This window comes from Rhodoferax ferrireducens (assembly GCF_031458075.1).
GTDB classification, from domain to species: domain Bacteria; phylum Pseudomonadota; class Gammaproteobacteria; order Burkholderiales; family Burkholderiaceae_C; genus Rhodoferax_B; species Rhodoferax_B ferrireducens_A.
Window position 1 is genome coordinate 1,844,120 of record NZ_JAVDXT010000001.1, and the last position, 15,577, is coordinate 1,859,696.

Consider the following 15,577-nt stretch of genomic DNA (forward strand, 5'->3'; position numbering starts at 1 on the left):
GATATCAGAAAAGACTGGTGGCCGCACCCATGGTGCCAGCCCGTGGAGATGACAGCAGTCCGTCTTCGAAGGCCTGTACCGGCATAGGGCGGCCAAACAGGTAGCCCTGGTAGGCATCGCAGCCGGCCAGTGCCAAAAACTCCTGGTGCAAGGCTGTCTCCACCCCTTCGGCGATGACCGCCAGGCCCAGGCTGTGGCCCAGGGCAATCACCGTGCGGGCAATTGCCGCATCGTTCGGGTCGCTCAGCAAATCCTGCACAAACGACTGGTCGATCTTCAGTTGCTCTAGCGGTAGCCGCTTCAGGTAGGACAGCGACGAATAGCCGGTGCCGAAGTCGTCCAGCGAGAAACCCACGCCGTGCATCTTGAGCGCATGCATTTTGGCGATAGTGTCTTCCACGTCGTTGACCAGCAGGCTTTCGGTCAGTTCCAGCTTTAGCAAATGGGCGGGCGCTCCGGTGTCCTGCAGCACCTGCAGCACCGATTCGGCAAACTCCGGCTGGCGGAACTGGCGGGCGCTGACGTTCACTGCCAGCGTCAGGTGCCGGGTGTGGGTTTGCAGGCTCCACAGGCGCAGCTGGGTGCAGGCGGTTTGCAGCACCCAATGGCCTAGCGGGATGATCAAGCCGGTATCTTCTGCCAGGTGGATGAATTCATTCGGCGGCACCATGCCGCGCTGGGGGTGCGGCCAGCGCAGCAAGGCCTCGGCCCCGACCGTGTGGCCACGGCCGTCGACCTGCACCTGGTAGTACAGCTGGAACTGCTGCTGCGCCAGGCCACGGCGGATATCGCCCTCCAGCGCCACGCGGGCGTTCACCACGGCCTGCATCTGCGGGTCGTAGAAGCGCAGGGTATTGCGGCCGGCGGACTTGGCCTGGTACATTGCCAGATCGGCCTGTTTCAGCAAGTCGTCAATGCTGTCTTGTGGGCCTTGGTACAGGGTGATGCCGATGCTGGCCGACAGCTCATGTTGGTGCGCGGCCAGGTTGTAGGGGCGGGTGATGGCATCGCGCACCTTTTCGCCCACCGCCTCGGCATGGGCGGCGGCAGCCTCGCGGCTGCTGCCCAACTGGGCCAGCAAGACCACGAACTCGTCGCCACCCAGGCGGGCCACGGTGTCGGCGGCGCGCACGCATTCGGTCAGGCGGGCGGCCACCTGCTGCAGCAGCAGATCGCCCATGTCGTGGCCCAGGGTGTCGTTCAGTGCTTTGAAGTTGTCCAGGTCGATGAACTGCAGCGCACCGAAATGGCCGTTGCGCCCGTGCTGGGTCAGGGCGTGGCGCAGCCGGTCCAGCAGCAGTCGGCGGTTGGGCAGGTGGGTCAGCGGGTCGTAGAAGGCCAGCTGGTTGATCTCTTCCTCGGCGGCTTTGCGCTGGGTGATGTCGTTGAAGGTGTTGACGTAGTGTGTGACCTCGCCGTGGGCATTGCGCACCGCGGTGGTGGTGCGCGCGTCGGGGTAGATCTCGCCGTTCTTGCGCCGGTTCCAGACCTCGCCACGCCAGGTGCCGGTGGCTTCCACGCTGTCCCACATGGCCTGGTAGAAGGTGCGCGCATGGCGGCCCGAGTTCAGCATATTCAGGCTCTGGCCCACGGCCTCGGCCTGGCTGTAGCCGGTGATCTGGGTGAAGGCAGGGTTGCAGCGCAGGATCAGCCGCTGCGCATTGGTGATGGCCATGCCGTCCTGGGCATTGAAGGCGGTGGCGGCAATCCGCAAATCGAGCTCGGCTTCCATGCGCTGGGTGATGTTGCGCGCCAGCATGATGAAGCGCGGCTCGGCATCCCCAGGGATGTCCTTGCGCGCCACCGAGATTTCAAACCATTGCTGCTTTTGCGCAAAAGGCAATTCAAATTGCGCGCCCTCCGAGTGCCCGGTCTGCCGGGCTTCTTCGAGTGCGGCGGTGACCACGTTGGCGGCGGTGGCGGGCAGGATGTCGGTCGCCTTGTTGCCCAGCAGCTCCTTCAGCTGGATGTCTGCCTGCATCGACGGTGGCAGGCGACAGTCGTATACCGTGCTGTCGAGACCCAGCTCGAACAGCAGGTCGGGAATCGCGTCCAGCGTGGCCTCCAGCTTGTTCTGGGTGGCGAAAATCTCGCGCGTGCGCTCGGCGACCTGGGCTTCCAGATCGTGCTCCTGGCGCTTCAGTTGCAGCAGCAACTGGGCCGCCCAGGCCAGCAGGGCGCTGAACAACAGGCCCAGGGCGATTTTCAGGCCCAGCCCGGCGGGGTCGCCCCAGCCCCGGACGGGGGCGGCGCTGAAGGTCCAGCGCCCATTGGGCACCAGCACATCGCGGTTCACCGGGCTGATCAACGGCGCCGAGCCCGAGGTGGCAATCGTCTGCCGCTGCTGGGTATCGGGCACGGTGCGCCACAGCTGGTAGGCAATGCCCTGGTCCGTGAGTTGCTCCAGGCCGCTGCCCGCGAGGGCTCCGGGAAACTTGATCACCACGTAGACAAAACCCCAGAACTGTCGGTCATTTTCGGGCGAGGTCACGCCCGGCACGTCGGACAAATACACAGGTAGCCGGCCCACCACCCCCAGGCCGCCTTGCACCAGGTTCAAAGGTCCGGCCAGGGTCAGCTTGCCGGTCTGCATGGCCAGCCGGGCTTCCTTGCCCTGCACCGGATCTTTTAGTTGGTTGAAGCCAATCGAGCGCTCGTTGCCGGCCAGGGGCACGACCTGGCGGATGATGCCGCCGGGCGACAGGCCCAGGATAGACACGCCGGGGTAAGAGCGCAGCATCTCGCTGGCCACGCCTTCAAAGTTGGAGAACTCGCCACCGGCCTGGTGCACCATGGCCGATAGCGCGTAGGTGCTGGACAGAGCCCGCTCCATCGTCGCCTGGATAGCATAGGCGCGGTCGGACACCATGCGATCGATCCGCGCGCGTTCGCCTTGTTCGCGCCGCTGTTCCATGTTCCAGATCAGCAGCGCTGCGGCCACCGCCGTGGCCACAAAAACGGCGCAGCCGATCAGCCGGATGTGGACGGCACGCAGGATGCGGCGAGGGGACCTGGTACTCATCGGGGTGCGGCTCTCTGGGGGCCAGTGGCGGCTTCAGTGTGTTTCAACTTGTTGCATTGGACGCCGACTATAAGGCCTGTGCCCCATGGCCTTTCCTGCGACACGTGGCGCTGGGCTATCCCCGGGTGCGGCGGGCCGGGGACAGGTCTTCTTTATATAGCGGCAGTGCCTTCGTGTGCAATCCTTGCTGAAGTTTTAATACCAAATGGGCCGTTGGCGCATATCAAATAAGCGCCAGTAGCTATTATTTGAATAGCAAAGCGCCTGCAGCTCTGGCCCCTACCTAAAATAGGCTATCCGTCCAAGGAGCCACTCGATGCCTGTCCACGCCCTGTATGCGCTGAGCGCCGCGCTGTTGTTCGGCATGGCCACGCCGCTGGCCAAGCTGCTGCTGGCCAGTGTCAGCCCGCTGATGCTGGCGGCCCTGCTGTACCTGGGCTCCGGTCTGGGCCTGGCCTGCGTGCGCCTGCTGCGGCGCCAGTCCACGGTGCTGCCCCAGGGGCCGGAATGGCTGTGGCTGGCAGGCGCGGTACTGGCCGGTGGGGTGGCCGGCCCGGTGCTGCTGATGCGGGGTCTGGGCGGCTTCAGCGCCTCAGGTGCGTCTTTGCTGCTGAACAGCGAAGGCGTGTTGACGGCCTTGTTGGCCTGGTGCGTGTTCAAGGAGAACTTCGACCGCCGCATCGCCCTGGGCATGCTGGCGATTGTGGTCGGCGCCTTGGTGCTGGGCTGGCCCGGCCCCGCGGGCCTGCAGGGCGGTAGCCTGGCGAGTGCCGGGCTGATCGTCGCCGCCTGCCTGGCCTGGGCCATAGACAACAACCTCACGCGCAAAGTCTCCCTGGCCGATGCCGGCTTTATCGCCATGGCCAAGGGCCTGGCGGCGGGCAGCGTGAGTCTGCTGCTGGCCTGGGCCAGTGGCGCAGTATTGCCCCCGGCCAGCGTGGTGGCGCAGGCGGCGCTGCTGGGCTTTGCCAGCTATGGCGTGAGCCTGGTGCTGTTTGTGCTGGCGTTGCGGCACCTGGGCACGGCCCGCACCGGCGCGTATTTTGCGGTGGCACCGTTTGCCGGCGCGCTGCTGTCGGTCTGGCTGCTGGACGAGCCCGTGACCTGGCAATTGCTGCTGGGCGGGGCGCTGATGGCGCTGGGTGTGCTGCTGCACCTGGCCGAACGCCATGTGCATGCCCATGCGCACGGGGCGCAGGAGCATGACCACATGCACACCCATGGCGCCGACGAGCACCACCGCCACGACCATCCGTTCCCGGTGGCGGCTGGCACATCGCACCGGCATCTGCACCAGCACCTGCCGCTGGTGCATACCCACCCGCACTTTCCCGATGCCCACCATGGGCACAGCCACTAGGCTACAGCCACAGCGCCGCCGCGGCCATCAGCACCATGCCCACGTCTTCGATGATGGTAACGGTGGACATGGGTAGCTGGAACACCGTGCCCAGGCAGGCGCAGCGGATCGCGCGTTTGCCCAGCACCGCGCCGATCACACCGATGGCTGAAAAGCCCATCACCACCAGCGTTACGGTATTGGTCCACAGTGGCGCAAAGTTGGCCAGATAGGCCACGCCCAGTGCCAGCTCGACATAGGGGTAGAGGCTGCCCCAGGGCCGCCAGCGCCGCGCCAGCAGGTCGTAGCCCGCATAGGCATCGGCAAACGCCCGCACATCCAGCAGCTTGAAGAACGAGAACACCAGAAAGAAGCCGGCCATGAAGTAGCGCATGGTTTCCATGCCGTGGACCTGCGCGCCTTGCACCAGCAGGCTGGCACCCAGGATGTAGGCCAGGATCAGCAGCAATGGGCGGTAGGTGGCGAACCAGCTGGGGGCGATGGCGGGTGGCGCAGGTGGTGGCTCGACCACGGCTGGCGCTATGACGCCGTAGTGGCTGCCCGCCAGCTCGGCTTGCAGGGTTTTGACATCCGTGGGGCCTGGCACCGTGGCCTGCGGTGGTTTCAACTGGACTTGCACGCCGGGGGCGACGGCTTCCAGTTTGGCCTGCACGCGCTTGACGCAGCCGCCGCAGGTCATGCCGGTGATTTCAAAGGTGCTCATGGTGTATTCACTCCAAGTGTTTAGTGTGTATCGGTTTTCAGCTTTGCATGGCGCAGGCGCAAGGCATTGGTGATGACGGAGGCCGAGCTCAGGCTCATGGCCAGCGCCGCCACCATGGGCGACAGCAGCCAGCCGGTGAATGGGTACAGCACGCCGGCCGCCAGCGGCACGCCCAGCGCGTTGTAGACAAAGGCGAAGCCCAGGTTCTGCCGCATATTGGCAATCGTGGCCTGCGACAGCGCCCGCGCCGTGGCAATGCCGCGCAAATCGCCTTTGACCAGGGTGACCTGCGCACTGTTCATCGCCACATCGGTGCCGGTGCCCATGGCGATGCCCACATCGGCCTGGGCCAGAGCCGGCGCATCGTTGATGCCGTCACCGGCCATCGCCACCTTGCGGCCCTGTTGCTGCAGCTTCTTGACCAGGGCCAGCTTGTCGGCCGGCTTGACTTCGCCATACACCTCGGTGATGCTGAGCTGTTTGGCCACTGCCCGGGCCGTGCCCAAGCCGTCGCCGCTGGCCATCACGATGCGGATGCCCGCCGCTGTCAGCGCAGCCAGGGCTTCGGCGCTGCTGGGTTTGATGGGGTCGGCAACGGCCAGCAGCCCGGCCAGTTGGCCATCGACCGCCAGGTAGATGACGCTCGCGCCTGCGCTGCGCAAGGCTTCGGCCTGCGCCGCCAGCTCGGTGACCTGCACCCCGGCCTGCTGCATCAGCGTGGTATTGCCCAGGGCCAGGGCACGGCCATCGACCTGGCCGCGCACACCTATGCCGCTGGCGGATTCAAAGTCTGCAACCGCCGACAAGACCAGGCCGCGGTCCCGGGCGGCGCGCACGATGGCGTCGGCCAAAGGGTGCTCGCTGCCCTGGTCCAGGCTGGCGGCCAGGCGCAGCAGCTCGTCGGCCTGGAAGCCGTTGACAGGGATGGCGCGGTCGAACACCGGCTTGCCTTCGGTCAGCGTGCCGGTCTTGTCGACGATCAAGGTGTCGATCTGGCGGAAGTTCTCTATCGCCGCGGCATCGCGGAACAGCACGCCATGGCTGGCCCCGCGCCCGGTGGCCACCATGATGGACATGGGCGTGGCCAGGCCCAGCGCGCACGGGCAGGCAATGATGAGCACGGCCACCGCATTGATCAGGCCGTAAACCCAGCTGGGCGCGGGGCCAAAGATGCCCCAGGCCAGCAGGGTCAGCACGGCCACCGAGACCACGCCCAGCACAAAGTAGCCCGCCACCGCGTCGGCCATGCGCTGCATGGGCGCTTTGGAGCGCTGGGCTTGCACCACCATCTGCACGATCTGCGCAAGCATGGTGCTGGAGCCCACGCGCTCGGCCCGCATGGTGAGCGCGCCGGTGGTGTTCAGGGTGGCGCCGATCAGCTTGTCGCCGCTGCGCTTGGTCACGGGCATGGGTTCACCGGTCAGCATGGATTCGTCTACCGCGCTGCTGCCGTCCAGGACCAAACCGTCTACCGGCAGCTTTTCGCCGGGGCGCACACGCAGGCGGTCGCCTATGTGCACATGGCTGAGGGGGATGTCGGCTTCGCTGCCGTCGTCGGCGATGCGGCGGGCGGTTTTGGGCGCCAGGCCGAGCAGGGATTTGATGGCCGCCGAGGTCTGCGAGCGGGCTTTCAGCTCCAGCAGCTGGCCCAGCAGGGTCAGCGAAATGATTACCGCCGCCGCCTCGAAGTACACCGCCACCCGCCCCATGGACACGAAGGAGGCAGGGAAGACCTGCGGCGCCAGCGTGGCCACCAGGCTGTAGACAAAGGCCGCGCCCGTGCCCAGGCTGATCAGGGTCCACATATTCGGGCTGCGCGTGCGCAGCGACTGCCAGCCGCGCACAAAGAACGGCCAGCCCGCCCACAGCACCACGGGCAGGCTCAGCAGCAGCTCGATCCAGCTTTGCACTTGCATGTCGAACCACTGCAGGCGATGCCCGAGCATGGCCAGCAGCATCACCGCCGCACTCAGCGGCAGGGTCCACCAGAAGCGCCGGCGAAAGTCCGTCAGCTCGGGGTTCTCTGCCTCGTCCAGGCTGGGCATTTCGGGCTCCAGCGCCATGCCGCAGTGCGGGCAACTGCCGGGGTGGTCTTGCCGCACCTCGGGGTGCATGGGGCAGGTGTAGACCGTGCCGGCCGCTGGCGGTGGCTGGCTGCTCGCCGGAGGCGCCAGGTATTTCTGCGGGTCGGCCGCGAACTTGGTTTTGCAGCCTGCGCTGCAAAAGTAATAGCTGTGGCCCGCATGGGTGTGGGTGTGGGCAGACTGTGCAGTCACTGTCATACCGCAGACCGGGTCTTTCATGGTGGGCTCCTTTGCAAACTCCATGCGCCGAGCATAAACTCCGTAGTCAACCCCAGAGTCAAGGGGTTTTACAAAGGTTTTTTATGGATGCAGCCGCGACCACCCATCTGACCATCGGCAAGCTGGCCAAGGCCGCCGGCGTGGGGGTGGAAACCATACGCTACTACCAGCAGCGCAATCTGCTGCCGGTGCCAGCGTCTTCGGGCGCCTACCGCTACTACCCGGTGGCGCTGGGCCAGCGCATCCGCTTCATCAAGCGCGCGCAGGAGCTGGGCTTTTCGCTGGACGAGGTGGCCGAGCTGCTGTCGCTGGAAGACGGGCTGGACCGCCAGTCGATACGCCAGATCGCCGGCCAGCGGCTGGACGAAATCCGCAGCCGCATGGCCGACCTGCAGCGCATGCAGCAGGCGCTAGCGCATCTGATCGATGCCTGCGAACACACGGGCAAGGAGCAGCCTTGCCCGATCATCGACACGCTGGCAGCGGACAGCCGCTGATTACGGCGCAGGCTGGATGTCAGTCACTACCAGCGCGCTGCCGATCTGCTCGGCGGTGAACTTCACCTTGTCGCCGGTCTTGACTTTCTCCAGCAAGGCCGGGTCTTTGACCTGGAACACCATGCTCATGGGCGGCATATCCAGGTTCTTGATTTCGCCGTGCTTGAGTGTGATTTTCTGGGCCGACAGGTCGACCTTGCGGACTTCGCCATCGGTATAGGGCAGGGTGGCCTGGGCCAGGGCCGCGGCGCTGATGGAGGCGATGGCCAGGGCTTGGAGCAAAGAGCGGGTGAATTGCATGCTGTTTCCTTGAGGGTTATTAGGCGGTGACGCTGATGTTGCCGACCATGCCGGCCTGGTAGTGGCCGGGGATCAGGCAGGCAAAGCCGAAGTTGCCGGCGCGGTTGAAGGTCCAGACGATGTCGCCCGCTGCCTTGGGGCCTACATGCGCCATGTAGGGTTCGTCGTGCTCCATGCCGGGGAACTTGGCCATCATGGCCGCGTGCTCGTCCAGCTTGGCCTTGGTGCCGATCACCAGCTCGTGGCTCAGCGTGCCGGCGTTCTGCATGCTGAAGCGGATGGTTTCGCCCAAGCGCACGGCGATGCTGTCGGGGCTGAAGCGCATGGCGTCCAGCATGGTGATCTGCACCGTGCGCTTGACTGCTTTGGCGTCGCCGGCAATGCCCCAGTCGGTTTGCTCCTTTTTCACCGGGCCATGGGGTTTGTCGTGGCCAGGGCCGGCTGCTGCCGGGCCGATTGCAGCCAGGAGTGCGGTGGAGGCCAGGGTTTGGAGTGCGTGTCTGCGGTTTGTCATGTTTGCCTTTAAGAAGAATTTATGAATGAAATCGGGCTCTGGCGCTTATTCAATATGCGCGAGCAGCTACTAAGTTGATAGCGTTATTTTCAATGGCCGGTGTGCGCGCCTCCGCTGGGTTTGCGTACCTGCAGTGCCGAGGCGGGCGCCGCGGCGGCGGGCCGGGTGGGGTCGGCCAAAGCGCCGGTCCATTCAAATGCCTGCGTGCCCGGCGGCTGCCGGTAGGCGCCGGGGTCGCTGTAGTCGCCGGGCTTTTGCTCCTTGCGCACCTTGAGGGTGGTGAACATGCCGCCCATCTCTATAGGGCCGTAGGGGCCAGTGCCCGTCATCATCGGCAGGGTCTGGTCGGGAATGGGCATCTGCATCTCGCCCATGTCGGCCATGCCGCGTTCGCCCATCAGCATGTAGTCGGGCACCAGCTTCTGGATCTTTTGCACCAGGCCGCGGTGGTCCACGCCAATCATGTTGGGCACGGTGTGGCCCATGGGGTTCATGGTGTGGTGGCTCTTGTGGCAGTGCAGGGCCCAGTCGCCGGGCTCATCGGCCAGGAACTCCAGCTGCCGCATCTGGCCTACCGCGATGTCGGTGGTGACCTCGGGCCAGCGCGCGCCGTGCGGCACCGGGCCGCCGTCGGTACCCGTGACCGTGAACTCGTGGCCGTGCAGATGGATGGGGTGGTTCGTCATCGTCAGATTGCCGACGCGGATGCGCACCTTGTCGCCCTGGCGCACGTTCAGCGTGTCGATGCCGGGGAAGGCCCGGCTATTCCAGGTCCACAGGTTCTGGTCCAGCATGGTGTTGGGCCGAGGCGTGGTGCTGCCGGGATCGATGTCGTAGGCGTTCAGCAAGAAGCAGAAGTCGCGCTGCACGGTGTCGATCAGTGGGTGTTTGGCCTTGGGGTGCGTGACCCAGAAGCCCATCATGCCCATGGCCATCTGCACCATTTCATCGGCATGCGGGTGGTACATGAAGGTGCCGGGGCGCCGCGCTTCGAATTCGTAGACAAAGGTCTTGCCCACCGGGATCTGCTTTTGCGTCAGCCCACCCACGCCGTCCATGCCGTTGGGCAGGCGTTGGCCATGCCAGTGGATGGTGGTGTGCTCGGGCAGGCGGTTGGTGACGAAGATGCGCAGCTTGTCGCCTTCCACCACCTCGATGGTGGGGCCGGGCGACTGGCCGTTGTAGCCCCAGAGCGTGGCCTGCATGCCCGGGGCGATTTCGCGCACCACCGGTTCGGCTACCAGGTGGAATTCCTTGACGCCGGCGTTCATGCGCCAGGGGCAGGTCCAGCCGTTCAGGGTGAGCACCGGGTTGTACGGGCGGCCATTCGGTGGGATGAGCGGCGCGGCGGTTGCGGGCGTGCTGGCGATCACCGGCTCGGGCAGGGCGGCCAGCGCCACCTTGCTGACGCTGGCGGCCGCCACCGCCGAGAAGGCGGCGCTGCCGAAAAATGTTCTGCGGTCCATGTCAATGTCCTTGTGTGGAAGAGGCTTCTGCGGCAGCGCCGGAAGCCAAGGAGGCGAGGGCGCCGGGCGAGGTGCCGGTCAACGCGGTTTGCAGATCGGTGTCGGCCAGCCAGAAGTCGCGCTGGGATTCGATGGCGCTGTTCACGCTGAGCACTTGTTGGCGCGTATCGGCCAGCAGCTCCCAGACGCTGGCCAGCATGCCGCTGTAGCGCAGCACCAGCTCGTCGTTGATGAACTTGCGCAGCGGCACGATCTCATCGCGGTAGTGCACTGCCAGGTCGTACGCCGTGCGGTAGCCGAAGTAGGCTTCGCGCGCTTCGGACCTTGCCTGCACCGCCACACCGCGCACCCGGGCCGCCGACTGCAGATACAGCGCCTGCGAACGCGCATGGCGGGCGCCGCCCCAGTCGAACAGCGGCAAGGGCAGCTCCAGCTCCCAGCCGCGCTTGGTTTCCTTGCTGCCCGCCGCGTTGTCGAACGTGGTGTTGCGGGTATAGCCCAGGGTCAAGCCGTCGAAGTAACCTTCAACCGTGGTGAAGCCTTGCTGTTTGGCGACGTAGCCCGATGCCGCCACGGCAGCGCGCACATCCAAGCGATCGCGCAGGGCGCGCGCTTCGATGTCATGCATTTCCGTGACCGTCTTGGGGATGTCGGGCAGGCGGTCGGCCAGGCTGAAACCGGTTTGCGTACCCCACAGGCCCATCAGTCGGGTCAGCTTTTCGCGGGTGCTGAAGGCGGTCTGCTGGGCCCGGGCCAGCTGGGCCGTGGCGTCGGCCAGGAATACCTGCTCGCGCGCCTGCTCCAACCGGCTCCAGTTGCCGACGCGGGCCATGCGCCGGGCCAGTTCGGCACCGGCCTCGGCAGCATCTTTTACATCGCGCAGGTAGAGCGCGCTTTGTTGGGCCGCCACTGCGCTGATCCAGGCCTTGCGGGTGTCGGCCGCTAGTTGCACCACGTCCTGGGCGGCCTGCAGCTTGGCTAGCTCATGCTGCTGGCCCTGCCATTCGGCGCGCCAGGGCAAGGCCAGCAAGCCCAGCACATTGAAGCTGAGCGTGCGCTCGATCTCCCGTGTGCTGCCTTCGGTAAAGCGGCCGATGGCGAAGTGCGGATTCGGCAGCCGGCCCATTTGCACCCGCTCGGCATCGCTCACGCCCAGCGTGGCCAGGGACTCCTGCATTTGAGGGTTGTTCAGCAGTGCAATGCGCACCGCGGCTTCGGCGTCCAGCGGTTGGGCCAGCAGCCCGGCCACAGCCTGCGGGTCGGGGCGCAGCTGGGCTGTGCCAATGCGGGGCTGGGCCAGCTGCTGCACCGCGGCCAGATCGCCATCGGGCGAGAGCGTGGCGCAGCCGGTGAGCGCCAGTACCAGCAGGGCCGCGGCACTGCGTGGGAAAGAAATGGTGGACATGCTGCGGCCTACCGTTTCTGCGCATCGGGGCGCGGTGCGGGCGGCTGGGCTTGCTCCCACTTCAGCACATCGGCATGGCCGCGGCGGAACTGGCCGACATCGGCGTTGGCCTTTTTCCAGTCGAGCGACTGGGTTTCAACGCCGCGGGCGGTGGTATCAAACACCGAGCGGTACTGCACAGCAGGCACGGCGGCCGCCGGGTCGGCGGCGGCCGGCAGCTGGGCCAGGGCCGGTAGGCACAGCAGTGCCCCGACCAAAAAGAATGGGGTTTTCACAAAAATCTCCTGAACGACACAAGCGGACCCGCTGCAACCGGCCTGTTGGGGCGGATTACAGACGGACTAAGGCTGGGACGGTCAGGAAATGGGTGGCTTGAGCGCGAACGCGGCGGGCGCGCTGGCGAAGCGGGTGTGCGCCACTTCGGGCAGCGCATGGCTCAGCCAGCCGCTGGGCTGGATGGACCAGGGGGCCGGCGCTGCCACGGTATGGCAGATCTGGCATAGCGGGCAGCTGCCGCAATGGGATGGACCGGTATCGCTTACCGGCGTTGCGGGCTCGGCATGGCCCGGGCACTCGGCTTGCATTTCTGCATCGAAAAGGCCGCTGGCGCTTGATTTATCTGCGCTAGCAGCTATGTTTTGCATAGCAATCGGGTGCTGCACCAGCATTTCCATGGCCATCGCATCACCGACCCAGCCGCGCAAGGGCAGCAGGGCGATCATGAGGATGAGGAAAAAGCGGCGCATGCAGGAATGATAGCGGGGACGGCGAAAGGTTCCCTGGTTGGTCTTTGTTTAGCGGCTGAATCCCAGCGACAAGCCCTGGCCGCCGTCGTGCTGGCCCAGCTTGAAGACGGCCACCACCTGCACCAGGTCTTGCGCCTGGGTGCGCAGGCTGCTGGCGGCCGCGGCCATTTCCTCCACCAAGGCGGCGTTCTGCTGGGTCGCCTGGTCCATCTGCGTGACGGCTTCGCCGACCTGGGCCACGCCTAACGACTGCTCGTTGCTGGCGGCGCTGATCTCGCCCATGATGTCGGTGACACGGCGGATCGAATTCACCACCTCTGTCATGGTGGAGCCCGCCTGGTCCACCAGGGACGTGCCCTGGGCCACGCGGTCCACGCTGGCGCCGATCAGGTTTTTGATTTCCTTGGCGGCTTCGGCCGAGCGGCCGGCCAGGCTGCGCACCTCAGAGGCGACCACCGCAAAGCCGCGGCCTTGCTCGCCGGCGCGGGCAGCTTCGACGGCGGCATTCAGCGCCAGGATATTGGTCTGGAAGGCGATACCGTCGATCACCTGGATGATGTCGGATATCTTGCGCGAGGATTCGTTGATGCCCTTCATGGTCTCGACCACCTGGCCTACCACTTCACCGCCGCGGATGGCTACGGTGGATGCACTCATGGCCAGCTGGTTCGCCTGGCGGGCGTTGTCGGCGTTTTGTTTGACGGTGGAGCTGAGCTCTTCCATCGAGGCCGCAGTTTGCTCCAGCGCGCTGGCCTGGCTTTCGGTGCGGGCGCTGAGGTCGTTATTGCCTTCGGCTATCTGGGCACTGGCGGTGGCCACGCTCTCGGAACCCGAGCGCACATTCGCCACCACCTGCACCAGGCCGGCCTGCATGGTTTTCAGGCTGGTCAGCAGCTGCCCGAGTTCATCGCTGCGCTGGTTGTCGATGCGTGCCGTCAGGTCGCCCGAGGCTACCTGGCGGGCGATCATGCTGGCTTGTGCCAGGGGGCCGGTGATGGTGCCCGACAGCAGCCAGGCGATCACGATGCTCAGCAGCACACTGACCACGCCCAGGGCGATCATCAGGTTGCGGCTGGTGGCATAGCTGTCCTGGATGGTGCGTGATTGGTCGTCGATGTCCTTGCGCTGGGTGTTTAGCAGCTCTTCCATCTTGGACATATAGGTCTTGGACGCCGGGGCGAACTTCTGGTCCAGCATCTGGCTGGCTTCGTCGGCCTTGCCTTCCTTCTTCAGGTCCAGGATGGCGTCGCGCACGGTGATGTAGTTCTTGCGTTCTTCCGAGATCTGTTTGAACAGGGTTTTCTCTTGGTCGGTGTCCATCAACAGCTCTACTTGCTTTTGAAACTCGGACGAGCTTTTGGTCGATGCAGCCTGGTCTTCTGCGAAGTAGGTCGCTACGGCCGGGTCGTTGCTCTTGGCGATGGCGCCGGTACGGCGCACACCGGTATGGATGTTGCGGTACCAGTCGCTCACGATACGCTCGGTCTTGATGGGGCTGGCCACCATGTACTGCGCGGCCTCGGCCACCGCGTTCAGGCGCGATATGCCAAAGATGATGGTGATCACGGACAGCACCAGTACCAGGGCAAAGCCCAGGCCAAGCCGTTTGGCCACCGAGAGGTCGGCAATGGATGAGGGCATGTTGTCTTCCTGTTGTTGTAAAAATTGCAATGCGGGTTCTGGCCGGCGCGGCCGTGGCGCGGTCAGGCGCGGTGGGCTAGCTTGAAGACCGCCACGCCTTGCACCAGTTCATTCGCCTGGTTGTTCAGGCTATTGGCGGCGGCAGCCATTTGCTCGACCAGGGCCGCGTTCTGCTGGGTCGCCTGGTCCATCTGCGTGACCGCTTCGCCGACCTGGGCCACACCTGCGGCCTGCTCGCTGCTGGCGGCGCTGATCTCGCCCATGATGTCGGTCACTCGGCGGATAGCGCCGACCACCTCGGTCATGGTGCTGCCGGCCTGGTCCACCTGGGTCGAGCCCTGGGCCACGCGTTCCACGCTGACGCTGATGAGGTTCTTGATCTCTTTGGCGGCTTCGGCACTGCGGCCGGCCAGGCTGCGCACCTCACTGGCCACCACCGCAAAGCCGCGGCCTTGTTCGCCGGCGCGGGCGGCTTCAACGGCGGCATTCAAGGCCAGGATATTGGTCTGGAAGGCGATGCCGTCGATCACACTGATGATGTCGGCGATCTTGGTGGAGCTGTCGTGTATGCCCTTCATGGTTTCGACCACCTGGCCCACGACCTGGCCGCCCTGGACCGCTACCGCCGAGGCGCTCATGGCCAACTGGTTCGCCTGCCGCGCGTTGTCGGCATTCTGTTTGACGGTGGAGCCCAGCTCCTCCATCGATGCGGCGGTTTGTTCTAGCGCGCTGGCCTGGCTTTCGGTGCGTGCGCTCAGGTCCTGGTTGCCCTGCGAAATTTCTGCGCTGGCGGTGGCCACGCTATCGGCATTGCTTTTGACGGTATGGACGATGCCGGCAAAATTGGTTTGCATGTGGGCCATCGACTTCAGCAGGCGCACGGTTTCTTCGTTACCCGTGGGCTGCACCGACATCGATAAATCCCCCTGGGACAGCTGGTCGGCGATCTGCATCGCGTAGTCCATGGGTCGGGCCAGGTATTTGGCCAGCCACAGAGCAGCCACCACCAGCACCGCGCTGGCCAGGGCCAGGGATATGGCGATCTGCACCACGGCCTGTGTGGCATGGTCTTGCGCCGCCTGGTTCATGTCATGGCCGCTTTTTTCGATGGCATCGGATTGCTCGGCCATCTGCTTTTCCAGCTCGGAGAAAGCTTTCTGGAAATTTGGCACTGCGGCTTGGGCCGCCGCTGCATCGTTGGCGGCCATACCCAAGACCACCGCGGCCGAGTCGGTGTAGCTCTTCACCATGGGCAGCGTTTTTTCGATGATCGTCTTGACTTCGGGCGAGATCGGCAAACCTTGCAAAGTCTGCAGCGCATCGTTGAAGGTCTTGGCGTGCTCAGTCAGTCCTTTCTTGGCTTCGTCGACCTGGCTCTGGTCTTTGCTGATGGCGCCCAGCAGGGCCAGCAGTACATCGCCGCGCACCGCGTCGTGCATCATGTCGGCCTCCTGGCTGCTCTGCAACGCCACGCCCATGCCGATGGAGTCACCGATCGCCCCTGTCAGCCGCTTAGCGTTCAGCAGGCCGATGCCGCCTACCAGGCCGGCCATCAGGATACCCACCAAACCCAGGGAAAGAATCTGGTTGCGCAGTTTCATAGTGGCCTTTCGTCGCAGT

At 65.2% G+C, this 15,577-nt stretch carries 13 protein-coding genes; 2 read left to right on the forward strand and 11 right to left on the reverse strand.

Annotation, left to right across the window (positions count from 1 at the left end):
• Positions 1-4 precede the first annotated feature (4 nt).
• Complete coding sequence (locus tag J2X19_RS08495; RefSeq protein ID WP_310372391.1) at positions 5-3,022, reverse strand: bifunctional diguanylate cyclase/phosphodiesterase; 3,018 nt, start codon at positions 3,020-3,022, stop codon at positions 5-7.
• 316 nt (positions 3,023-3,338) lie between these two features.
• Between J2X19_RS08495 and J2X19_RS08500 the strand changes: the two genes are divergently transcribed.
• Complete coding sequence (locus J2X19_RS08500) at positions 3,339-4,382, forward strand: DMT family transporter (RefSeq protein WP_310372393.1); 1,044 nt, start codon at positions 3,339-3,341, stop codon at positions 4,380-4,382.
• A gap of 1 nt (position 4,383) precedes the next feature.
• Here the strand turns inward: J2X19_RS08500 and J2X19_RS08505 are convergent, their stop codons facing one another.
• Positions 4,384-5,085, reverse strand: a complete 702-nt coding sequence (locus J2X19_RS08505) for a heavy-metal-associated domain-containing protein (protein ID WP_310372395.1) — start codon at positions 5,083-5,085, stop codon at positions 4,384-4,386.
• Positions 5,086-5,105: 20 nt separating this feature from the next.
• The gene (locus J2X19_RS08510; protein ID WP_405048611.1) at positions 5,106-7,388 is read right to left on the reverse strand and encodes a heavy metal translocating P-type ATPase; all 2,283 of its coding nucleotides are present in this window, start codon (positions 7,386-7,388) and stop codon (positions 5,106-5,108) included.
• A gap of 83 nt (positions 7,389-7,471) precedes the next feature.
• Here J2X19_RS08510 and J2X19_RS08515 point away from each other — a divergent pair, with 83 nt between their 5' ends.
• Positions 7,472-7,885 carry a MerR family transcriptional regulator gene (locus J2X19_RS08515; protein WP_116607938.1) on the forward strand — a complete coding sequence of 138 codons (414 nt, stop codon included), beginning with the start codon at positions 7,472-7,474 and terminating at the stop codon, positions 7,883-7,885.
• Here the strand turns inward: J2X19_RS08515 and J2X19_RS08520 are convergent, their stop codons facing one another.
• The 8 genes from J2X19_RS08520 to J2X19_RS08555 form a co-directional block, all read right to left on the reverse strand.
• Positions 7,886-8,185 (reverse strand): copper-binding protein, encoded by a 300-nt coding sequence (locus J2X19_RS08520; protein ID WP_310372400.1) that lies wholly within the window; start codon positions 8,183-8,185, stop codon positions 7,886-7,888.
• Between the two features lie 19 nt (positions 8,186-8,204).
• Positions 8,205-8,699: a cupredoxin domain-containing protein gene (locus J2X19_RS08525; RefSeq protein WP_310372402.1), complete on the reverse strand. Its 495-nt coding sequence runs from the start codon at positions 8,697-8,699 to the stop codon at positions 8,205-8,207.
• An 89-nt stretch (positions 8,700-8,788) separates the two neighbouring features.
• Entirely contained in the window at positions 8,789-10,165 is a 1,377-nt protein-coding gene (locus J2X19_RS08530) for a multicopper oxidase family protein (RefSeq protein WP_310372404.1), read from the reverse strand.
• 1 nt (position 10,166) lies between these two features.
• Positions 10,167-11,570, reverse strand: a complete 1,404-nt coding sequence (locus tag J2X19_RS08535; protein WP_310372406.1) for a TolC family protein — start codon at positions 11,568-11,570, stop codon at positions 10,167-10,169.
• An 8-nt stretch (positions 11,571-11,578) separates the two neighbouring features.
• Positions 11,579-11,845, reverse strand: a complete 267-nt coding sequence (locus tag J2X19_RS08540; protein WP_310372409.1) for a hypothetical protein — start codon at positions 11,843-11,845, stop codon at positions 11,579-11,581.
• Between the two features lie 81 nt (positions 11,846-11,926).
• On the reverse strand, positions 11,927-12,316 hold the full coding sequence (locus tag J2X19_RS08545) for a hypothetical protein (protein WP_310372411.1): 390 nt from the start codon (positions 12,314-12,316) through the stop codon (positions 11,927-11,929).
• Positions 12,317-12,364: 48 nt separating this feature from the next.
• Entirely contained in the window at positions 12,365-13,957 is a 1,593-nt protein-coding gene (locus tag J2X19_RS08550; protein ID WP_310372413.1) for a methyl-accepting chemotaxis protein, read from the reverse strand.
• 62 nt (positions 13,958-14,019) lie between these two features.
• The gene (locus J2X19_RS08555) at positions 14,020-15,558 is read right to left on the reverse strand and encodes a methyl-accepting chemotaxis protein (protein WP_310372415.1); all 1,539 of its coding nucleotides are present in this window, start codon (positions 15,556-15,558) and stop codon (positions 14,020-14,022) included.
• Between the last annotated feature and the right edge of the window lie 19 nt (positions 15,559-15,577).

Excerpts from the sequence above, each read along its gene's own strand:
- J2X19_RS08495 (WP_310372391.1), bottom strand. The coding sequence starts at position 3,022 with ATGAGTACCAGGTCCCCTCGCCGCATCCTGCGTGCCGTCCACATCCGG.
- J2X19_RS08500 (WP_310372393.1), top strand. The coding sequence starts at position 3,339 with ATGCCTGTCCACGCCCTGTATGCGCTGAGCGCCGCGCTGTTGTTCGGC.
- J2X19_RS08505 (WP_310372395.1), bottom strand. The coding sequence starts at position 5,085 with ATGAGCACCTTTGAAATCACCGGCATGACCTGCGGCGGCTGCGTCAAG.
- J2X19_RS08510 (WP_405048611.1), bottom strand. The coding sequence starts at position 7,388 with ATGAAAGACCCGGTCTGCGGTATGACAGTGACTGCACAGTCTGCCCAC.
- J2X19_RS08515 (WP_116607938.1), top strand. The coding sequence starts at position 7,472 with ATGGATGCAGCCGCGACCACCCATCTGACCATCGGCAAGCTGGCCAAG.
- J2X19_RS08520 (WP_310372400.1), bottom strand. The coding sequence starts at position 8,185 with ATGCAATTCACCCGCTCTTTGCTCCAAGCCCTGGCCATCGCCTCCATC.
- J2X19_RS08525 (WP_310372402.1), bottom strand. The coding sequence starts at position 8,699 with ATGACAAACCGCAGACACGCACTCCAAACCCTGGCCTCCACCGCACTC.
- J2X19_RS08530 (WP_310372404.1), bottom strand. The coding sequence starts at position 10,165 with ATGGACCGCAGAACATTTTTCGGCAGCGCCGCCTTCTCGGCGGTGGCG.
- J2X19_RS08535 (WP_310372406.1), bottom strand. The coding sequence starts at position 11,570 with ATGTCCACCATTTCTTTCCCACGCAGTGCCGCGGCCCTGCTGGTACTG.
- J2X19_RS08545 (WP_310372411.1), bottom strand. The coding sequence starts at position 12,316 with ATGCGCCGCTTTTTCCTCATCCTCATGATCGCCCTGCTGCCCTTGCGC.
- J2X19_RS08550 (WP_310372413.1), bottom strand. The coding sequence starts at position 13,957 with ATGCCCTCATCCATTGCCGACCTCTCGGTGGCCAAACGGCTTGGCCTG.
- J2X19_RS08555 (WP_310372415.1), bottom strand. The coding sequence starts at position 15,558 with ATGAAACTGCGCAACCAGATTCTTTCCCTGGGTTTGGTGGGTATCCTG.